18 protein-coding genes are annotated in these 19,520 nt (G+C 67.3%); 10 read left to right on the top strand and 8 right to left on the bottom strand.

What is annotated here, in order from left to right:
• From dcd to A9X01_RS00080, 4 genes are all read left to right on the top strand, one after another.
• Positions 1–332, top strand: a 332-nt coding sequence (dcd, locus tag A9X01_RS00095) for a dCTP deaminase (protein ID WP_065118728.1), incomplete at its 5' end; no start/stop codon positions are given.
• Between the two features lie 89 nt (positions 333–421).
• Positions 422–2,050, top strand: a complete 1,629-nt coding sequence (locus tag A9X01_RS30280) for a DUF7159 family protein (protein ID WP_065118727.1) — start codon at positions 422–424, stop codon at positions 2,048–2,050.
• A gap of 180 nt (positions 2,051–2,230) precedes the next feature.
• Complete coding sequence (locus tag A9X01_RS00085) at positions 2,231–3,664, top strand: DUF7159 family protein (protein WP_216638880.1); 1,434 nt, start codon at positions 2,231–2,233, stop codon at positions 3,662–3,664.
• 73 nt (positions 3,665–3,737) lie between these two features.
• Entirely contained in the window at positions 3,738–5,069 is a 1,332-nt protein-coding gene (locus A9X01_RS00080; RefSeq protein ID WP_065118726.1) for a UDP-glucose dehydrogenase family protein, read from the top strand.
• On the opposite strand, the gene A9X01_RS00075 is transcribed toward A9X01_RS00080, so the two are convergent.
• Genes A9X01_RS00075 through A9X01_RS00065 form a run of 3 tightly spaced genes read right to left on the bottom strand, consistent with a single transcriptional unit; the run spans position 5,059 to position 7,995 of the window.
• Positions 5,059–6,834, bottom strand: coding sequence for an N-acyl-D-amino-acid deacylase family protein (locus tag A9X01_RS00075; protein ID WP_065118731.1), 1,776 nt, complete (start codon positions 6,832–6,834; stop codon positions 5,059–5,061). The genes A9X01_RS00080 and A9X01_RS00075 overlap by 11 nt on opposite strands.
• Before the next feature lie 55 nt (positions 6,835–6,889).
• Complete coding sequence (locus A9X01_RS00070) at positions 6,890–7,501, bottom strand: TetR/AcrR family transcriptional regulator (RefSeq protein WP_065118725.1); 612 nt, start codon at positions 7,499–7,501, stop codon at positions 6,890–6,892.
• 41 nt (positions 7,502–7,542) lie between these two features.
• A complete protein-coding gene (locus A9X01_RS00065) occupies positions 7,543–7,995 on the bottom strand; it encodes a PaaI family thioesterase (RefSeq protein ID WP_081282122.1) in 453 nt (150 codons plus the stop codon).
• 74 nt (positions 7,996–8,069) lie between these two features.
• On the opposite strand from A9X01_RS00065, the gene A9X01_RS00060 reads away from it, so the two are divergent.
• On the top strand, positions 8,070–8,411 hold the full coding sequence (locus A9X01_RS00060; RefSeq protein ID WP_065118724.1) for a hypothetical protein: 342 nt from the start codon (positions 8,070–8,072) through the stop codon (positions 8,409–8,411).
• A gap of 4 nt (positions 8,412–8,415) precedes the next feature.
• On the opposite strand, the gene A9X01_RS00055 is transcribed toward A9X01_RS00060, so the two are convergent.
• Positions 8,416–8,904, bottom strand: a complete 489-nt coding sequence (locus tag A9X01_RS00055) for a winged helix-turn-helix transcriptional regulator (protein ID WP_065118723.1) — start codon at positions 8,902–8,904, stop codon at positions 8,416–8,418.
• Between the two features lie 92 nt (positions 8,905–8,996).
• Between A9X01_RS00055 and A9X01_RS00050 the strand changes: the two genes are divergently transcribed.
• The 5 genes from A9X01_RS00050 to rfbA are packed head-to-tail and all read left to right on the top strand — an operon-like array spanning position 8,997 to position 12,208.
• Positions 8,997–9,698 (top strand): SDR family oxidoreductase, encoded by a 702-nt coding sequence (locus A9X01_RS00050; protein ID WP_065118722.1) that lies wholly within the window; start codon positions 8,997–8,999, stop codon positions 9,696–9,698.
• Between the two features lie 37 nt (positions 9,699–9,735).
• Positions 9,736–10,161, top strand: a complete 426-nt coding sequence (locus A9X01_RS00045) for a tautomerase family protein (protein ID WP_065118721.1) — start codon at positions 9,736–9,738, stop codon at positions 10,159–10,161.
• 22 nt (positions 10,162–10,183) lie between these two features.
• Positions 10,184–10,939: a maleylpyruvate isomerase family mycothiol-dependent enzyme gene (locus A9X01_RS00040; RefSeq protein WP_065118720.1), complete on the top strand. Its 756-nt coding sequence runs from the start codon at positions 10,184–10,186 to the stop codon at positions 10,937–10,939.
• Between the two features lie 11 nt (positions 10,940–10,950).
• Positions 10,951–11,325: a nuclear transport factor 2 family protein gene (locus A9X01_RS00035; protein ID WP_065118729.1), complete on the top strand. Its 375-nt coding sequence runs from the start codon at positions 10,951–10,953 to the stop codon at positions 11,323–11,325.
• A 16-nt stretch (positions 11,326–11,341) separates the two neighbouring features.
• Positions 11,342–12,208 (top strand): glucose-1-phosphate thymidylyltransferase RfbA, encoded by an 867-nt coding sequence (rfbA, locus tag A9X01_RS00030; RefSeq protein WP_065118719.1) that lies wholly within the window; start codon positions 11,342–11,344, stop codon positions 12,206–12,208.
• Between the two features lie 8 nt (positions 12,209–12,216).
• On the opposite strand, the gene A9X01_RS00025 is transcribed toward rfbA, so the two are convergent.
• From A9X01_RS00025 to A9X01_RS00010, 4 genes are all read right to left on the bottom strand, one after another.
• The gene (locus tag A9X01_RS00025) at positions 12,217–13,716 is read right to left on the bottom strand and encodes a PE family protein (protein WP_065118718.1); all 1,500 of its coding nucleotides are present in this window, start codon (positions 13,714–13,716) and stop codon (positions 12,217–12,219) included.
• Between the two features lie 181 nt (positions 13,717–13,897).
• A complete protein-coding gene (locus A9X01_RS00020; protein WP_065118717.1) occupies positions 13,898–15,187 on the bottom strand; it encodes a pyridoxal phosphate-dependent aminotransferase in 1,290 nt (429 codons plus the stop codon).
• Positions 15,188–15,217: 30 nt separating this feature from the next.
• Complete coding sequence (locus A9X01_RS00015; protein WP_065118716.1) at positions 15,218–18,268, bottom strand: (Fe-S)-binding protein; 3,051 nt, start codon at positions 18,266–18,268, stop codon at positions 15,218–15,220.
• A 231-nt stretch (positions 18,269–18,499) separates the two neighbouring features.
• On the bottom strand, positions 18,500–19,520 hold a 1,021-nt coding region (locus tag A9X01_RS00010), incomplete at its 5' end, for a LuxR C-terminal-related transcriptional regulator (RefSeq protein ID WP_172832418.1).

Raw genomic sequence — 19,520 nt, 5'->3', positions numbered from 1 at the left:
TCGGCTCGACCCTGGAGGTCTGCACGCTGCCCGACGACCTGGCCGGACGACTCGAGGGCAAGTCGTCGCTCGGCCGGCTGGGGCTGCTGACGCACTCGACCGCCGGTTTCATCGATCCGGGTTTCAACGGCCACATCACGCTGGAACTCTCCAACGTCGCCAACCTGCCGATCACTCTGTGGCCCGGTATGAAAATCGGCCAACTCTGCATCCTGCGCCTGACCAGCCCGGCCGAGCATCCGTACGGCAGTTCCCGCGCGGGGTCGAAGTATCAGGGTCAACGGGGTCCGACACCGTCGCGGTCGTACCAAAACTTCATACGAATCACCTAGGCATCGCACAGCTTTCGCGCGCACAATGGGGGTCGCGCAACACTGGGGACTGTCTGTGCGGTGCTCGGGGCAAAGCTTTGGGAGGGGCTATGGACGTCGTGCTGGGAGTGTCGATGGCACCCAGGGATGTCCGTATCGCGCTGGTCGAGGGTGAAGACGCCGACGGCGTCATCGTCGACGAAGACAGCTTCCGCCTGCCCGGCGACGAAGAGGCCACCTCGGCCTCGGACCGGGTGCTCGAAGCGATCCTGGGTACCCGAGAAGGGGCCGCCGACGCTGGCCTGCGGCTGTCGTCCATCGGGGTGAGCTGGACCGATCAGATGCAGGCCGCCGCGCTGCGCGAAGCACTGGCCGCCCGCAAGGTCGAGAACGTCATGCTGGTCTCCGCCTTTCTTGCCTCGGTCGCGATGGCCCAGGCCGTCGGCGAATCCATCGGCTACCGCCGGACCGGTGTGCTGTTCATCGAGCCCGACAGCGCCACCCTGGCCGTGGTCAACACCACCGACGGGTCGATGTGCGATGTGCTGCGGCGAACCCTTGCCGATGACGACGACACGGCGGTGGCCGAGCTGACCGAGCTGGTGTCGGGTGCCGAGACCATGACTGCTCGCCCCGACGGCCTCTATGTGGTCGGTTCCGGCGTCGACGTGCCGATGATCAAGCCGGTGCTGGAGGCGGCCACGTCGCTGACGGTGAACATGCCCGAAGAGCACGAGATGGCGCTGGCCCGTGGTGCGGCACTGGCATCCGGACGCGCGCCGCTGTTCGCTTCATCCACCGCTGCCCTGGCGTATGCGCAGGATCCTGAGGACCGAGCCGCCACCGATCTGGCGTACAGCGCGGTGCCGGACGAGGACGACGCTGAGCAGGCCGAGCGGCGCAGGCCGGCGCTGCTGGTGGGCAGTGGTTTGGCAGTTGTGGCCATCGCGGCGGTGGTCGCGCTGGAGGTCGCGCTGGCGATCAACATCCGCCCGACCGTTGCCCTGCAGCCCAGGCCCAACGAGAACCATTTGGTCGCGCCCGCCGCACCGCCACCCGCGCCCACCCAGGTTGCCGCGCCGCAGCCCAAGCTTGACGTTCCGGGTCCAGCGGTGCCGCGCGCCGTGCCGCCGCAGCCTGCGCCGGCACCCGCGGCGCCCGTCGTGCCCGCCCCAGAACTGCCCGCGCCGCGGTTGCCCGAGCCAGTCGCGGCCCCCCCGGTGGTGCCCATCGTGGTGCCGCCCGTGCAGATCCCCCGACCCGACTCGTTGCTGCGTCCGCCGGCGATCCAGGTCCCGCGCCAGCAACCCCAACTGCCTGCGCCCCAGCTTCCGGTCCCAGCCGCGCCACCGCGGGTGGTAAACCCCGTTCCGCAGGCGCCGGTGATTCAGGCACCCAACCCGAGCCGGGGGCCCTTCGGCGGTGGCCGCGGTCCGTTCGGTGGTGGCGGCCCAGCGGAACGCGGTCCGTTCGGTGGTGGCGGCCCGTTCGGTGGTGGCGGTCCGGCTGATCGCGGTCCGTTCGGCGGTGGCCGGGGACCGTTCGGTGGCGGACCGGGAGGTGGCTTCGGTGGTGGTCACGGTCCGTTCGGCGGTGGTGGTGGCTTCGGTGGTGGTCACGGTCCGTTCGGTGGTGGCGGTGGCGGCGTCGGCGGTGGTCACGGTCCGTTCGGGGGCGGCGGTGGCGGCTTCGGCGGCGGTCATGGCGGCTTCGGCGGAGGTGGCCACGGTCACAGGTAGTGCTAACCGCCGTGGGGCGGGTGACGGCCTAGCTGGTCGAATTGCGAAATCGCTTGTGCTGCTTTGACGAAGCGCGTCAGTGAGTTCAGTTACACAACAAACTCAAAGGGAATGTTTCTCCACGCCTGGGTACGTTGTAGGTAACGGGTTGGGGGATCTAAGCATTCGATTGGGGGAGTAGTGGACACCGTCCTTGGTGTGTCGATGGCGCCCACGGCCGTCCGGATGGTGCTGGTAGAGGGCGAAAACGGCGACGGCGCCCTGGTGGACGAAGAGAAGTTCGACGTCGGCGCAGAACCGCCAACAGCCTCGACCGAGTCGGCCGAACAAGTGATCTCTGCCATCCTTGGCACCCGCGAAGGCGCAGCCCAAGGCGGCTATCAGCTGGCTTCGACCGGCGTGACCTGGCAAGACCCGAGTCAAGCCGCCGCACTTCGTGACGCGCTGGCCACCCGCAAGGTCGAGAACGTCATGCTGGTTTCGGCCTTCCTCGCCGCAGCCGCGCTGGCCCACTCGGTCGGCAACGAAACGAACTACGCGCAGACGGCCCTGCTGTTCATCGAGCCGGACGCCGCGACGCTGGCCGTGGTGGACAGCGCCGACGGATCGATCGCCGACATTCACCGCCAGCCCCTGGCCGCTGACGACGACGCGGCCGTCGCCCAGCTGGCCTCGCTGGTGTCGGCAGCGGAAGAGCTGGCGACGCGCCCGGACGCCGTATTCGTCGTCGGCTCCGGGGTCGACGTGCCAATGATCAAGCCGGCCCTTGAGGCCGCCACTACATTGCCGGTGACCGCACCGGAAGAGCCGGAAACCGCCCTCGCCCGGGGTGCGGCACTGGCCTCTGCGAACACGCCGTTACTGTCGTCGTCCACGGCGGCGCAGGCCTGGGCCCAGGACCCCGGCACCGGGGCTGTCACCCCGCTGGCTTTTGACCCGGTCCACTTCGAAAGTGCGGAGTCCGGCCTGGCTTACAGCGCCGTGGACAGCGCCGACAGTGCGGACGTCGCTGATGAGCAGGAGGACCGGAAGCCATTCGCCCTGCTGGGCAGCATCCTGCTGTCGATCTTCGTGATCGGGGTGGCCTCGCTGGTCGTTTCGCTGGCGGTCAGCATCCGCCACACCTCCGGCACCCGGCCCGAGCCCGGCCAGGCCATCGTGGTGCCCACCGAGCAGGTGCCCCAGGCGCCCGCTCCGGCGCCGCAAGCGCCCGCGCCGGTTCCCGAACAGGCCCCCGCGCCGATTCCGGAGCAGGCGCCGGTTCCCGAGCAGCCACCCGTGCAGGTTCCGCAGGCGCCAGTGAACGCGCCGCAAGCGCCGGTAGAGGTTCCGCAGGCGCCCGCGCCGGTACCGGTGCCGCAGGCGCCGGCCCCGGTTCCCGCCGCGCCGGCCCCCGTTCCGGTTCCCGTGCCGGTGCCGTTGCCGCCGATCTTCACCCCGCAACTGCCCTCGCTGGACCCACCAGGTCGAGGAGGCGGTGGCAAGCCGCCCAACATCGGCAAGCCGTCCGGCCCCAAGGGGCCCGGCGGTGGTCCCGGCAAGGGCGGAAAAGGCGGTCGCGGGGGCGGCGGCGGCCGGGGTGGCTTCAACATCCCCGGCATCCCCGGCATCTGATTTCGCCGGGTAGCCGTCTGCCGTTCAGCGTCGCGATGCGGTTCGCTCATCGCGGCCACTTACACACGGTGGTATGCGCTGCACCGTCTTTGGTACCGGCTACCTGGGCGCCACCCACGCTGTGGGAATGGCGGAGCTCGGACATGAGGTCGTCGGAGTCGACATCGACCCGGGCAAAGTCGCCAAGCTCGCCGGTGGCGACATTCCCTTCTACGAACCCGGCCTGCGAAAGCTGTTGACCGCCAACCTCGCTGCGGGACGGTTGCGATTCACCACCGACTACGACATGGCGGCCGAGTTCGCCGACGTCCATTTTCTCGGTGTCGGAACCCCGCAGAAGAAGGGCGAATACGGCGCCGACCTACGGCATGTGCATGCCGTCATTGATGCCCTGGTGCCCCGGCTTACCGGGCTGTCGGTACTGGTCGGCAAGTCGACGGTCCCGGTCGGGACGGCGGCTGAACTGGCTCGGCGAGCCGCGGCGCTGGCCCCGCCGGGCGTCGACGTCGAGATCGCCTGGAACCCCGAATTCCTGCGCGAGGGTTACGCGGTACACGACACCCTGAACCCGGACCGCATTGTACTTGGGGTGCAAGAGGATTCGTCGCGGGCCGAGGCTGCGGTGCGCGAGGTGTACGGTCGGTTGCTGGCCGCGGACGTGCCGTTCCTGGTGACCGATCTGCAGACGGCGGAGTTGGTCAAGGTCTCCGCGAACGCGTTTCTGGCTACCAAGATTTCATTCATCAACGCCATCTCCGAGGTGTGCGAGGCCGCCGGAGCCGATGTCAGCGTGCTGGCCGACGCACTGGGATATGACCGCCGGATCGGTCGCCAGTGCCTCAATGCGGGCTTGGGGTTCGGCGGGGGCTGCCTGCCCAAGGACATTCGCGCATTCATGGCCCGGGCCGGCGAGCTGGGCGCCGACCAGGCGCTGACCTTCCTTCGCGAGGTGGACAGCATCAACATGCGACGCCGCGCCCGCATGGTCGAATTGGCCACCGCTGCCTGCGGCGGCTCGCTGCTGGGTGCCAACATCGCGGTGCTCGGCGCGGCATTCAAGCCCGAGTCCGACGACGTACGCGACTCGCCCGCACTGAACGTGGCGGGTCAATTGCAGCTGAACGGGGCCGCTGTCAACGTGTACGACCCGAAGGCCCTGGACAACGCGAACCGGCTGTTTCCCACCCTGAACTACGCGGTGTCGGTCGAGGAGGCCTGCGAGCGCGCCGATGCCGTCCTGGTGCTGACCGAATGGCGCGAGTTCGTCGAACTCAACCCCGATGCCCTCGCCGGCCACGTGCGGGCCAGGGTGATCGTCGACGGGCGCAACTGCCTCGACGTGGCGAAGTGGGAACGCGCGGGTTGGCGCGTGTTCCGGCTGGGTGCGCGACGACCTACACGCTGATCGGGACGGGCACGTTGCGTGGTTGGGCGTCGGCGCGCAGGAATCCGCCAGTACGCTCGCGTCCGAGGACCTCGGTGGGCCTGCCGTCCCGGAACACTTCGCGCCCGGAGACGAACACCGACTTCACCGTCGCGTCGTTCCGGTTCACCATCCGCGAAAGCCCGTCGTAGACATCGATTTCCGCTTCGTGGTAGGAGTCCAGCGACTCATCGAGGCGTTCGGGATCGATGACCACCAGGTCGGCCCAGTCGCCCACCCGCAGATGGCCGGCATCGATCCCGTACCAATCGGCGAGCTCACCGGTCAACCGGTGCACCGCCTGCTCGATGGATAAGAAGGGCCGGCCTTCGTTCGCCGCGTCCCGGACGTGACGGAGCAGCCGCAGCCCGGAGTTGTAGAACGCCATGTTGCGTAGGTGCGCCCCCGCGTCCGAGAAGCCGATCTGCAGACCCTTCATCTGGGCCAACCGCCGCAGCATCTCCGGGCGATGGTTGGAAATCGTTGTGCGCCAGCGGATCGCGGTTCCGTGCTCGAGTACCAGGTCGAGGAACGCGTCGACGGGGTGCAAGCCCCCGCGCTCCACTCCGACCTCACCGAACGACTTGCCTACTACCGATTCGTCTGGGCAGGAGACGATCTCGGCGTCGAAGAAGTCCCGGTGCCAGGCGCGGGGACCGAACTTGCTGTCGTAGTCTTTGCGGAATTGCCTGCGGTAGTTCTCGTCCCGCAGCAACTCGTTGCGCTCGACCTCGTCCTTGAGATGCAACGCCGCCGCGCCGGCGCCGAACTCCTCGAACACCACCAGGTCGATCCCGTCGGCGTACACCTCGAACGGCACGGGTAGATGCTGGAAGCGGAAGTCGCCGCCGAACCGGTTGACGAAGGCCGCCAGCCCGCTGGTCAGCCAGATGGTCCCCGGTGCCGACTTCATGTCCGCCGCGGCGAGCAGGCTGGTTTTCAGCAGCGGCCGCCGGATACCGAGCGACTGCAGCGCCTGGGAGACGATGTTCTGCGGGTGGGTGATGTCGGGACCGGACTGCAGCGCGCGGCCGGCCCGCCGCAGCAACGTCTTGAGTCGGGTCAGTTCGCGGCGCTTGGCATACGTCGAGGGCAGCGTGCGCGACCGGCAGGTGTCGCCGTCGATCTTGTCGAAAAGCAGCTGCTGCGAGGACATTCCGATAAACCCGGCATCCAGCGCCTCGGTAAGCATCCGCTCCATCCGGGCCAATTCGGCTGCGGTGGGCCGGACGTCTTTGCGGGTGGCACGGTCCAGGCCCATCACCGCGGTCCGCACGTCCGAGTGGCCGATGAACGCCGTCACGTTCGGGCCGAGCGGCAACGACTCCAACGCATCGATGTACTCCTGCGCGTTGTTCCATGTCTTGCGCTCACCGACGATGCGCACCACGTGCTCGTGCGGGATGGCCTCCACCCGGCCGAACAGGTCGGCGGCCTCGCCGGCGTCGACGTGCACGGTGGACAGCGAGCACGACCCCATCACGATCGTCGTCACGCCGTGCCGCAGCGACTCCGAGAGCGTGGGCGCCGCCAGCACCTCGGCGTCGTAGTGGGTGTGGATGTCGATAATGCCGGGCATCACCCACTTTCCCTGGGCGTCAATCACATTCGGGCACCCGTCGGTGTCCAACGGTGTCGGCGACACGGCGGCCACCCGGCCGTCGCGAATGCCGATATTGCGGATCGCCGAGGGTCCGCCGGTGCCGTCGAACCACCTGCCGTTTTCGACCACTGTGTCGAACGTCAATGCAATCACCTCACTCGACTGGACAGCTTACCCAAATTGTCAAACCGCTGGGACGTCACACCCGATGGCTGGCGATTTCGGCCATCAGAACCGGGGCCACCCACCGTCGCAGATAGGCGCGCAGCACTTCACCCGTGCGCGGCGGGCGGCCCGGGTCGATCATGAAGGACTGCAGAATTCGCAGCGTGTACTCCGCCAGGTCATCGAGGTCGGCGTCGGTCAGGCCAAGCGATGCCCAGTCGACGTCCAGACCGGCCAGCAGCCCGTGGCCGAACCTGATCCCCAGTTCCGAGGTCACACCCGTGGACGCCTTCGCGAAATCGTGCACCAACATCAGCTGTACGTGTTTGTCGTCCGGCAACCATTCCAGGGTGAACGCCAGGCTTTCGACGAGCGCGTCCACGGGATCGGTCATTCCGGCCAGGTGCTCGGCCAGCCTGTCCAGGAACCGCACGCTCGATCGCGTGGCGGCCGCCTCGATCAGCGTGTTCGTGCCCGGGAAGTAGTTGTAGACGGTCTGCCGCGAGACCCCGAGGCTTCGAGCCACATCGGCGATCCGCATGTCTCCGCCACGCTCATCGATGGCCTGGCTCGCGGCATCGAGAATGCGTTCGATCGCCTCTTCGTCGGTCGCGGGCTTGGCACCGCCCCACCCATGGGTGCGCATCCCTCAAACGTTACGGCCTCGGGCGGCTCCGGTGAACACGCCTAACGCGCGCGCCACCGCTTCCAGACGGCGTGACCCGTGGCGCGGGTCTTGTCCTCGTACACCAGCTCGGCGTCGCAGACGATCTCGGCCTCCGAGGATTTGACGATGACCGCCTTCAGCTCGATCTCGTTGTCCAGCGGACTGGGGCGCAGATAGCGGACGTCGATGCCGGCGGTTACGAAGGGTATCAACGCCCCGGGCGGGGCCTCCCAGCCTTGCGCCGCGGCCTCATTCATCACACCGGCGGCGGTGTGGCAGTCCAGCAGCGTGGCGATGATGCCACCGTTGAGGAAACCCATACCGTTGTCGTGTTCGGGCCAGGGTGTGAACGTCGCCCTGACGTGGCCCTCGGCCAGGTAGCTTTTCAGGCGAAGGCCGCGCGGGTTGGCCGGTCCGCACCCGAAGCAGGTCATGCTTGGAAACAGCCGGTCCTGAATGGCAATCGTGTCCACGGTCGAACAGTACGCGCTCGGTGCGTGACGATTGAGCAAGAATTTCCCAAGACGTAGGACGCAGACTTTCGGGCATGGCGAAGGTGACCGACCCGCAGGGCGCCCAGTGGAAAGTGCGCCGGCAATGGTTCTTCGACTGGGATTTCGAGCTCCTCGACGACGGTGACGAAGTGCTCGGTGTGCTGATGTTTGTCATCTGGCCGTTCTGGTTCGCAGCGCACTGGTGCGGCTTGCGCTGGGTGGTGCTGGTCGAGCGCGGCGGAATCGAGATGGGTTCGCAGCGAGTGCGCGGTTGGGCGGCGTCGCGGCGCCGGATCGACGAGATTGCTCAATCGGTGGCCGAGGGCACGTGGCAGCCATGGTCGGTTCGCGTTGGTACACCGCTGCCGGGGCAGCCCCGACACCTGGCGAGCTGAGTCGTTATCGGGCCCGTTTGAACCCGGCATTGAACCGGATCTCGATGTCGTCGGGCCCCGGCGCCGAGGCATCCGTCTCGTCGGTCAGGCGCACACGAACCGGTCGGCCCGTGTCGGCGGCCACGAAACGCAGCGGTCCCTGGCCGTTCTGCAGGTGCTTGTCGCCCCACTGCATCAACGACAGGAACACCGGCAGCAGGTCCTCGCCCGCCAGGGTCAGCCGATACTCGTCGCGGGCCCGCTTGCCCGGTTCCTGGTAGGGCACCCGGGTCAGGATGCCGGCCGTCTCCAGCTGCTTGATCGCCCTCGAAACGGCGGGGGCGGAGGCGCCGATCCGCTCCACGAAGTCTTCGAACCGCGTTGTGCCGTAGAAGCATTCACGGACGACGAGAAAGGCTGTCTTAGTGCTGAGCAGGTCGAGGACTTTCGCCATGGAGCACCCGTCGCCGATCGACCACTGCTGCCGATCGCGAAGCTTGGTCTCGAATTCCATGGCCCACCTCACATGACTAACGCTTGCATTACTCAGCCTACAGTGCTTATATCTGACTAACGTAGTCGTTATTCAGACAAAGGAGCGGTCCGGTGGTTGCAGTAGCGAACAAGGTAGTCGTAGTCACGGGTGGCCGGCGCGGGCTGGGTGCGGCCCTGGTCGACGAGGTGCTGGCCCGCGGCGCGCGCAAGGTGTACTCGACGGCCAGGTCACCCTTCACCGACGAGCGGCCCGCGGTGGTCACCCACCAGCTCGAGGTGCGCTCCGAAGAATCCGTGGCCGCGCTCGCCAAGATTGCCGGTGACGCCGAGATTGTGATCAACAACGCCGGCGTCCTGATTCCCGACTCCCTGCTGACAGGAAAATTCGATTCCATCTCGGAAACCTTTGACACCAACGTCTTTGGGCCGCTGCGCGTGACGCGGGCGTTCGCGCCGATCCTGGCGGCCAACGGCGGCGGCGCGGTGGTCAACGTGCACTCGGTGCTGTCCTGGCTGGCCGGGAGCGGAGCCTACGGCGCATCGAAAGCCGCGATCTGGTCGGTGACGAATTCACTCCGGGTGGAACTCGCGGCACAACACACCCAGGTCGTCGGGGTGCATGCCGGGTTCATCGACACCGACATGGTTTCCGCGCTCCCGCTGCAGAAGACAACGCCAGCCGACATAGCCAAGCGCATCGTGGACGGTCTGGAGGCCGGTGCCGTCGAGGTTCTCACCGACGACGTCACCGCCAACGTGAAATCCATCCTGTCCGGCCCCGTGGAGAACCTCGCTTTCTCGCTGGCCCAGTAACTCGACCGAACAGGAAAAGGACCGGAAAGGAAACGCCATGCCGCTGTGGACGATTCACCACACGCCGGGCCTGATCAGCGACGAGCAGAAGCGCGAGCTGTCCGCCCGGATCGCCGATCACTACGAGAAGGCCGGACTGCCGCGGTTCTATGTGATCACCATCTTCAACGAGACCCGCCCCGAGGACTTCTACGTCGGCGGTGAGCCCACCCCGGTAGGCCTGCGCGTCGTCATCGACCACATCGCCCGGCGCGCCGCTGACAAAGAGGATCGCCAGCGCATCGCCCGCTGGATCAACCGGCTGATCACGCCCTTCGTCGAGGCACACCCTGACTTGCATTGGGAGTTCCACGTCGACGAGACCAGCGAGGACCTCTGGATGATCAACGGCATTGCCCCGCCACCCGCAGGTTCGGACGCGGAGAAGGCCTGGGCGGAAGCCAACGCGGTATCGGCGTACTGACGCGGCGAGTAGCGTCATCCCGGTGGATTACGCCTCGGCCTATCTCCGAGAAACCCGCGCGTTCGGGGAACTGGTCCGCACCGCCGATCAAGCTGCGCCGGTACCGACCTGCCCGGGCTGGACCATCGAGCAACTCTTCCGCCATGTCGGTCGAGGCGACCGGTGGGCTGCGCAGATCGTGCGCGACCGGATGGACAGCTTCCTGGACTTCCGCAGCGTCGAGGCCGGCAAGCCGCCACCCGACCTCGACGACGCGATCTCCTGGTTGAACGGCGGCGCGCAGCGGCTGGTCGACGCGGTCGAACTGACGGGCGTTGAGACTCCGGTATGGACCTTCCTCGGTCCGCGGCCGGCGAATTGGTGGATCCGGCGTCGACTGCACGAGAACGCGGTGCACCGTGCGGATGCCGCGATCGCGCTCGGCACCGACTTCACCCTTGACCCCGAAGTGGCGGCCGATGCGATCGAGGAGTTCCTGGAGCGCATCGCGATCCGGTCCGGAGCCGACGGCGCGGAGCTACCGATCGAGGGCGAGGACTCAATGCACCTGCACGCCACCGATCCGGGACTGGATCCAGCCGGCGAATGGACGATCCGCCTCGACGGGGGCGCGATCACCTGGGCGCACGAACATGGCAAGGGCACCGTCGCACTGCGCGGTACGGCCACCGAGTTGCTGCTGGCGATGACGCGCCGGGTCCCGCTCGGCAACACCGGTATTGCGGTGTTCGGCGACGAGTCCGTATGGCAAAGATGGCTGGATCGCACGCCTCTTTAGACTTGCAGACCATGACCACATCGGAGATCGCCACCGTGCTGGCTTGGCACGACGCTCTCAACAGCTCCGACATCGATACGTTGATCAGTTTATCCAGCGACGACATCGATATCGGTGACGCGCACGGCGCCGGCCAAGGGCATGATGCCCTGCGCAGGTGGGCCGCCTCCCTCACAGCGCGGACCGAACTGGGTCGGATGTATGTGCACGACGGCATCGTGGTCGTCGAACAGAACATCAGCGACCGAAACAAGCCCTTCACAGCGGCAACCGCAGCATCGGCCTTCCGCGTGGTGCGCGACCACGTGACATCGGTGTTCCGGCACGAGGATCTGGCCTCGGCCTTGGCGGCAACCGAACTGACCGAAGACGACCGGGTCGACTGAGCTTAAGGAGCCAGTTATGCGCGGCATCATCTTGGCCGGCGGTTCGGGCACCCGCTTGCACCCAATCACCATGGGCATCAGCAAGCAGTTGCTGCCGGTGTACGACAAGCCCATGGTCTACTACCCGCTGTCGACGCTGATGATGGCCGGCATCCGCGACATCCTGATGATCACGACTCCGCATGATGCGCCCGGCTTTCACCGGCTTCTGGGCGACGGCAGTCAGTTCGGCATCAACCTGAGCTGGGTGACTCAGGACAGTCCGGACGGTCTGGCGCAGGCTTTTGTCCTCGGCGCCGAACACATCGGCGGTGATTCGGTGGCATTGGTGTTGGGCGACAACATCTTCTATGGCCCTGGCCTCGGCACCAGCCTGAGCCGCTTTCAAACCATCAGCGGCGGAGCCGTTTTCGCCTATTGGGTGGCCAATCCGTCGGCATACGGTGTCGTTGAATTCGATGCCGACGGCATGGCCGTGTCGCTGGAGGAGAAGCCGGAAACCCCGAAGTCTCACTATGCGGTGCCGGGCCTGTACTTCTACGACAACGACGTGGTCGAGATAGCCAAGGGACTGAAGAAGTCGGCGCGCGGGGAATACGAGATCACCGAGGTCAACCAGATCTACCTGGATCGGGGCCGGCTCTCGGTCGAGGTGATGGCCCGCGGCACGGCCTGGTTGGATACCGGCACATTCGACTCGCTGCTCGACGCGTCCGACTTCGTTCGCACGTTGGAACTGCGACAGGGCTTGAAAGTCAGTGTGCCCGAGGAAGTCGCATGGCGACGAGGCTGGATCACCGATGAAGAATTGGCGCAGCGGGCCGGTGCGCTGGTGAAGTCCGGGTACGGTAGCTACCTGCTGGAGTTGTTGCAGCGCAACTGATTTCTGATCTAACGCAAACCTTTCGCCCCGTTCCATCCGAGCAGCAGCCCGCCGGTTCCGCCGCCACCGCCGGTACCGGCGGTGGAGCCATTGCCACCGTAGCCACCATTACCGCCGTTGCCGATCAGCACGGCGGCGCCGCCGGCACCGCCGTTACCGCCGCTCGTGTTCCCGAGGATCGCGCCGCCACCTGACCCGCCGTCGCCGCCGTTGCCGATCGCTCCGGCCTTGCCTCCCGAGCCACCGTCGCCACCGCTTCCTACGCCGAGGCTGGCACCCCCGATGCCGCCACCTCCGCCGTTGCCGGCGACGAGGCCGGCGGCGCCACCACCCCCGCCGTCCCCGCCGTTCTGGGCGCCGGTGCCTCCGGTACCACCGGCACCGCCGGAACCGAAGAGCATGCCGGCGTTGCCGCCGGCACCGCCGGTGCCGCCTGCGGCCCTCGCTGGGTCCGTGCCTGCCCCTCCTGCGCCGCCTGCCCCGCCGTCACCCCAGAGTCCGCCGGCGTTACCGCCAGACCCGCCGCCCCCGCCGACGACCTGGCCGAGACCACCCGTGCCGCCGTCACCCGCGGTGCCGTAGAGGAACCCGGAGTTGCCGCCGACGCCGCCGGACCCACCGACGATGGTGCCGATCCCGCCGATGCCACCACTGCCGCCGGATCCGCCGAGCATGCCGCCAACTCCCCCCGTGCCACCCTTGCCGCCGAACGTGCCGCCATGGCCGCCGAGTCCGCCAGCACCACCGTTGCCCAGCAAACCGCCGGCGCCTCCGGCGCCACCCTGTCCACCGGTGAACGTCGTCCCTGCATTTCCGCCGGTGCCCCCGGTGCCGCCGGTTCCGAACAACCCGGCGGCCCCACCCGCTCCGCCTGCTCCGGCTGTTCCGAGGTTGGAGTTCCCGCCGGTGCCGCCGGTGCCACCTGTTCCGAACAGCAGTCCGCCCGCGCCGCCCGCCCCACCGGATAGGCCGGCGCCGGCGGGTACGCTGCCGGCAGCGCCACCGGCGCCCCCGTTGCCGAACAATCCGGCGGCCCCGCCATTGCCGCCGTTCTGACCGGGGGCGCCAGATCCGCCCGCTCCGCCGTTGCCGAACAAGAGCCCGCCGGCGCCGCCGTTGGCCCCGCTTCCGGGTGCGGCATTGGCTCCGTCACCGATCAGCGGCCGACCCAACAGGGTTCGGAAGGGAGAGTTGATCACGTCCATCGCTTCTTGCAGGGGGTTGACCGCAGCGGCTTCAGCGCTGGCATACGACTGAGCACCCGCGGTCAAGGTCCGCACGAAGTCCTCGTGAAACGCGGCTACTTGGGCGCTGAGCGCCTGATACTGCTGAGCATGGGTAGAGAACAACGCCGATAGTGCTGTCGACACCTCATCGGCCGCCGCCGCCAGTACCGTCGTCGTCCGGGTGGCCGCTGCCGCATTAGCCGCACTCAGTGTCGACCCGATGTTGGCCAAATCCGAGGCCGCCGTCGAAAGCATTTCGGGCGCCGTGATCACAAACGACATGAGCTATCTCCTCACTGATTGAGTGCGGAAATAGTCGCTGCTACAGCGGTGGCGACACATGGGGCATTCGCCCCAAATGTTGAAGGTTCAGACGAGTGGCAAGGTCGTTGTCCAATGTGAATCTCACGACAGGACACGCCGACGCGGCGTCGTACGATTCACGCTCGCGCAGAAGGTTGTCTTACTGCCGGTAGCTGACCAGGAAGTTGCCGAGGCGGTCGATTGCGGCCGCCAGATCGCGGGCCCACGGCAGCGTCACGATGCGCAGGTGATCGGGTGCGGGCCAATTGAATCCGGTGCCCTGGGTTACCAGGATTTTCTCTTGCAGCAACAGATCCAGTACCAGTTGCTCGTCGTCAGCGATGTCGTAGACCTCGGGGTCCAGTCGGGGAAACGCATACAGCGCGCCCTCTGGCTTGGTGCAGGACACCCCGGGGATTTCGTTGAGCTTCTGCCACGCGATGTCGCGCTGCTCGAGCAGCCGGCCGCCGGGAAGCACCAGATCCTCGATACTCTGGTGACCGCCGAGCGCGACCTGAATCGCGTGCTGCGCCGGAACATTCGGGCACAGCCGCATGTTGGCCAGCAAGCTGATTCCCTCGATGAAGCTGCTGGCATGGTCCTTGGGACCGGTGATCGCCAGCCAACCCGCGCGGTATCCGGCAACCCGGTACGCCTTGGACAGACCGTTGAACGTGAGACACAGCATGTCGGGCGCTAGGGAAGCCACGCTGATGTGCTTGGCGTCGTCGTAGAGGATCTTGTCGTAGATTTCGTCGGCCAGCAGCAGCAGTTGGTGCTTACGCGCCAATTCGACTATCTGGCTGAGGATTTCGCGGCCATACACCGCGCCGGTCGGATTGTTCGGGTTGATCACCACCAGCGCCTTGGTGCGCTCGGTGATCTTGGACTCCAGGTCGGCGATGTCGGGCTGCCAGTCCTGCGTCTCGTCGCACAGGTAGTGCACGGGGGTGCCGCCGGCAAGTGACGTCGACGCCGTCCACAGCGGGTAATCCGGTGCCGGGATCAACACCTGGTCGCCGTTGTCCAGCAGCGCCTGCAGCGTCATCGTGATCAGTTCGGAGACCCCGTTGCCGAGGTACACGTCGTCGACGTCGAACCGTGGGAATCCGTCGATGACCTCGTAACGGGTGACCACCGCGCGTCGGGCCGACAGGATGCCCTTGGAGTCCGAATAGCCCTGCGCGTACGGGAGGGCCTGGATCATGTCACGCATGATCACGTCGGGCGCCTCGAAGCCGAACGGGGCCGGGTTGCCGATGTTCAGCTTGAGGATGCGGTGACCTTCGGCTTCCAGCCGCGCGGCGTGGGCGTGTACCGGGCCGCGGATTTCGTACAGGACGTCCTGAAGCTTGGACGACTGCGCGAACGCCCGCTGCCGATGGTGGCCAGAGGTGTGCACGGGCAGCTGGTGGGTAGTCACGTCAACCATCGTCCCATCACTGTCCACCGATATTTGCTGATCGGTGTCAAACCGTGATCAGCGCTTGCCCGGTGGGCGGGCACCCTTGGCCAGGCCGAGGCCCTTGACCGGCTCGGCAGGCTTGTCGGGTGCCGCCGCGTCGCCGTTCGCGTCCGAGGACGGCGCGGGCTCGGACTTTGCTTCCGGCGCCGCGGGCGCGGGTTCCGGCTCGGCCTTGGCGGGTTCCGGCTCGGCCTCGGCAGCTTTCGGCTCCGCCTTGGCGGGCGCGGCTTTCTTGGCGCCAGGGCGCTTGGCGCCGGCCGCGATGCCCAGACCCTTGACCGGGGCGGCGGGCTTGGCAGGTTCGGCCTTTTCCTCCGCGGGCGCTTCGGTGGCTGCAGCCTTGGTCGGCTCGGCCTCGGCCGGCTCAGCCGCGGGCTTCGCGGGGGCAGCGGGGGCAGACTTCTTGGCGCCGGGTCGCTTGGCTCCGGCGGCGAGGCCGAGGCCCTTGGCGGGCGCCTCGGTCGCGGCAGCCTTCGGGGTCTCGGCAGCTTCCTCGGCGGCCGGCGCGGCGGCCTTCTTGGCGCCGGGTCGCTTGGCCCCGCCCGCTATGCCGAGCCCCTTCGCAGGGGCAGCGGCGGGCGCGGCTGAGGCCTCGCCGGCGGGAGCCGCGGCGGCCTTCTTACCGGGCTTCTTGGCCCCGCCCGCAACGCCCAGGCCCTTGACGGGAGCGGCTGCGGCCGGCTTGTCCGCCGGTGCCTTGGCCGGCGCGGCGGCCTCTTCGGCGGCGGACTCGGGCTCCGCCTCGGCGGGCGCCGTCGGCGCCGTAGCCTTCGGCTTGGCCTTCTCGGCCTGGGCGGCACGCTGTTCCGCCTCCTTGGCGGCGGTGCCCTTCTCGGGCAGCTTCACGCTGTCGCGGTCGAGCGATCCCAGCAGCACCTGCGCGACGTCGAGCACCTCGACGCCGCTGCGCCCGGCCTCTTCCTGCCGGTCGTTGACACCGTCGGTGACCATGACCCGGCAGAACGGGCACGCGACGGCGACGGTGGCGGCGTTGGTGGCCAGCGCCTCGTCGACACGCTCGTGGTTGATGCGCTTGCCGATGTGTTCTTCCATCCACATCCGTGCGCCACCCGCGCCGCAGCAGAAGCTGCGCTCGGCGTGGCGGGGCATCTCGGTCAGGTTGGCGCCCGCGGCACCGATCAGCTCGCGCGGCGCTTCGTAGACCTTGTTGTGCCGGCCCAGGTAGCAGGGGTCGTGGTAGGTGATGTCCTGGGAGACGGCGTTGACCGGCACCAGCTTGTTGTCGCGTACCAGCCGGTTCAGCAGCTGGGTGTGGTGCAACACGGTGTAGTTGCTGCCGAGCTGCCGGTATTCCTTGCCCAGGGTGTTGAAGCAGTGCGGGCAGGTGACGACGATCTTGCGGTCGACGGTTTCCACGCCTTCGAAGAGGCCGTCCAGCGTCTCGACCGCCTGCTGCGCCAGTTGCTGGAACAGGAACTCATTGCCCGACCGGCGTGCGGAGTCGCCGTTGCAGGTCTCGCCGGTGCCCAGCACCAGGAACTTGACCCCGGCGATGGACAGCAGTTCGGCGACGGCCTTGGTGGTCTTTTTCGCCTTGTCGTCGTAGGCGCCGGCGCAGCCCACCCAGAACAGGTACTCGAAGCCGTCGAAGCTTTCGACGTCCTCGCCGTAGATCGGGACGTCGAAGTCGACCTCGTCGATCCAGGTGGTGCGGTCCGAGGCGTTCTGGCCCCACGGATTGCCCTTGTTCTCAAGGTTTTTGAACAGGACCGACAGCTCGGAGGGGAACTCCGACTCCATCATCACCTGGTAACGGCGCATGTCGACGATGTGGTCGACGTGCTCGATGTCCACCGGGCACTGCTCGACGCAGGCGCCGCAGGTGACACATGACCACAGCACGTCCGGATCGATGACGCCGCCCTGTTCGGCGGTGCCCACCAGCGGACGCGTCGCCTGGTCGGGACCCGAGCCCATGATCCGGCCGAAGCCCGACTCGGGGACATGGTGCGCCTCGTCGTGCTTCTCCCCGCGCAGCTCCTCGCCGACGCCCCCCTCCGGCGTGCTCTCGAGGGGCGTTTCCTTATCGCCGAGGATGTACGGGGCCTTCGCCATCCAGTGGTCGCGCAGGTCCATGATGACGAGCTTGGGCGAGAGCGGCTTACCGGTGTTCCACGCCGGACACTGCGACTGGCATCGGCCACACTCGGTACAGGTGGCGAAGTCCAGCATGCCTTTCCAGCTGAAGTCTTCGATCTTGCCGCGGCCGAATTCGGCGTCGTCCGGCGGGTTTTCGAAGTCGATCGGCTTGCCGTCGGCCTCGATCGGCAGCAGCGGTCCCAAGCCGTCCGGCAGCCGCTTGAATGTGACGTTGATCGGCGCCAGGAAGATGTGCAGGTGCTTGGAGTGCAGCACGATCAACAAGAACGCGAGCATGACCCCGATGTGCAGCAACAGGGCGACGGTCTCGACGATCTCGTTGACGTGGGGTCCCAAGGGGTGCAGCAAAGAACCCATGGCGTGCGAGAAGAATGCGCCGTTGCCGTACGGGAACTCGTCGCCCAGCGCGTTCACCGACGCGCCGCGGAAGATCGCGTACGTCCAGATGACGTTGAAGATCATGAACAGGATCAGCCACGCACCACTGGTGTGCGATCCGTAGAAGCGCGAGTCGCGGCCATATTCCTTTGGCGCCGTGCGCAATCGGATGATGGCGAAGGTGACGATGCCGGTGAGCACGGCGAGCGCGAAGAAGTCCTGCAGAGCTCCCAACGCGTCCCAACGACCGATGATCGGGATGTGGAAGTTCGGCTGGAAGAGCACGCCGTAGGCCTCGATGTAGACCGTCAGCAGGATGAAAAAGCCCCACATGGTGAAGAAGTGGGCGGCCCCGGGCAGCGACCACTTGAGCAGCTTGCGCTGACCGAACACCTCGGCGACCTGTGCCCAGATCCGCTGGCCGATGTCGTTGGTGCGTCCGCCGCTCGCCGGCTGCCCGGACATGACGAGCTTGTACAACCACCAGACCCGCTTCAGGGCCAATAGGATCACGACCGCGGTCATGCCCAGGCCCACTACCAGCCGGATGAGCGTCTGCGTGGTCACGGAAGGTCACCCCAATTCGTCGTCACTCACAAGGCAGCGCGCGTTAGAGGCGCCTTTGCTGCTTAACCAGCCCATACTGACACCTTCTTGGCGTTCGCCGCGAGAAAGGCTGACCTAAGTTTGCGTGCACCACCAGCCCCGACGGTTGGGGAGTGTGATCAGTTCTACATCGACGCCACTTGAGGCCAAAGCGTTCACCAGAACGCGGCGTGAGCCGGTGTGGGATGCCAGTTAGCTTTGCGGGACAAGCATGCTTCGCAGCATCGACAGCATCTCCGACCGGGAGCCGGCCCCGAGTCGGCGGCGGATCCGCGCCACATGATGCTCGACGGTTTTCGCCGAGATGAAGAGCTGGTTGCCGATGTCGCGGTACGGCATGCCCAGGAGCAGCAGTTCGGCGACCTCACGCTCGCGATCCGACAGCGGTGACCGCGACTGTGGTTGGCGCGGTGCCGGGGGAGCCGCGTCCAGGGCGGGCGTCGCGCCGGGGATCTCACCGCCAAAACCGGTGCCCACTTTGAGATCCCGGGCAAGTTGCAGCATTGCCCCGGACACCCGCGAGTCGGGGGTCTGCAGCGCGGCCTGACCGGCCAGGCGGGTCGCGTCGGAGGTCAGCCCGACGTGGGCAAGGGATCGCGCCGCGGCGGCGACCTCGTCAACCTCCACCTGATTCGCGAGCACCCGAAGCCAGGTCCGGCCGGCATTCGAGAGGGCATAGGCCAGGCTGCTGTGGGCGGCCGCGGTGCTGAGTGCCTGTCCATGCGGTGCAACGGATTCCGGCGAGCTGGCCAGGATCGCGGCGTGCACACCCGCCCAGTGCAGGGGGTTGGCCCACAGCGGTGGGTTGCCCAGCGCGCCGAGCAGGGTGAAGGCCTGGTCCAGGCTGTGTTGTAGCTGGTCCACCTGGTGCATGCGGGCCGACGCGACCCACAACTCGCCCAACGGCAGCAGCGCGAACAGGTCGAGTGAGTATTCGGTGAGGACCTCCATGGCCGCGTACCAATGCTTCTGCAGCGCACCGGTGTCACCGCTGCGACGCGCGATGGCGGTTTGCAGCGCCGACGCCCACAGCGCGTCGCGGCGATGCAGCTCGACACCCGAAGTCGCCGCGACGACGTCGGTGCCGGCCGCGGCCAGCTGCCCGTCCTGCATCTTGATCCAGCCGGACAGCAGCAGGTGTCGAGCCAGGAACGGCGCCTCCGGGCCGGATCGCACCGCCCGGCCGATCACGCTGTGGGCCCGCACCGGGTCG

The organism is Mycobacterium asiaticum (genome assembly GCF_001668675.1).
Classification (GTDB): Bacteria; Actinomycetota; Actinomycetes; order Mycobacteriales; family Mycobacteriaceae; genus Mycobacterium; species Mycobacterium asiaticum_D.
Note: the sequence above shows the minus strand (reverse complement) of the source record. Positions and strands in the feature narration are given on the sequence as shown.

What these genes read in the sequence shown, in the direction of transcription:
- A9X01_RS00080 (WP_065118726.1), top strand. Translation starts at nt 3,738, where the DNA reads ATGCGCTGCACCGTCTTTGGTACCGGCTACCTGGGCGCCACCCACGCT.
- A9X01_RS00060 (WP_065118724.1), top strand. Translation starts at nt 8,070, where the DNA reads ATGGCGAAGGTGACCGACCCGCAGGGCGCCCAGTGGAAAGTGCGCCGG.
- rfbA (WP_065118719.1), top strand. Translation starts at nt 11,342, where the DNA reads ATGCGCGGCATCATCTTGGCCGGCGGTTCGGGCACCCGCTTGCACCCA.
- A9X01_RS30280 (WP_065118727.1), top strand. Translation starts at nt 422, where the DNA reads ATGGACGTCGTGCTGGGAGTGTCGATGGCACCCAGGGATGTCCGTATC.
- A9X01_RS00025 (WP_065118718.1), bottom strand. Translation starts at nt 13,716, where the DNA reads ATGTCGTTTGTGATCACGGCGCCCGAAATGCTTTCGACGGCGGCCTCG.
- A9X01_RS00070 (WP_065118725.1), bottom strand. Translation starts at nt 7,501, where the DNA reads ATGCGCACCCATGGGTGGGGCGGTGCCAAGCCCGCGACCGACGAAGAG.
- A9X01_RS00045 (WP_065118721.1), top strand. Translation starts at nt 9,736, where the DNA reads ATGCCGCTGTGGACGATTCACCACACGCCGGGCCTGATCAGCGACGAG.
- A9X01_RS00055 (WP_065118723.1), bottom strand. Translation starts at nt 8,904, where the DNA reads ATGGAATTCGAGACCAAGCTTCGCGATCGGCAGCAGTGGTCGATCGGC.
- A9X01_RS00035 (WP_065118729.1), top strand. Translation starts at nt 10,951, where the DNA reads ATGACCACATCGGAGATCGCCACCGTGCTGGCTTGGCACGACGCTCTC.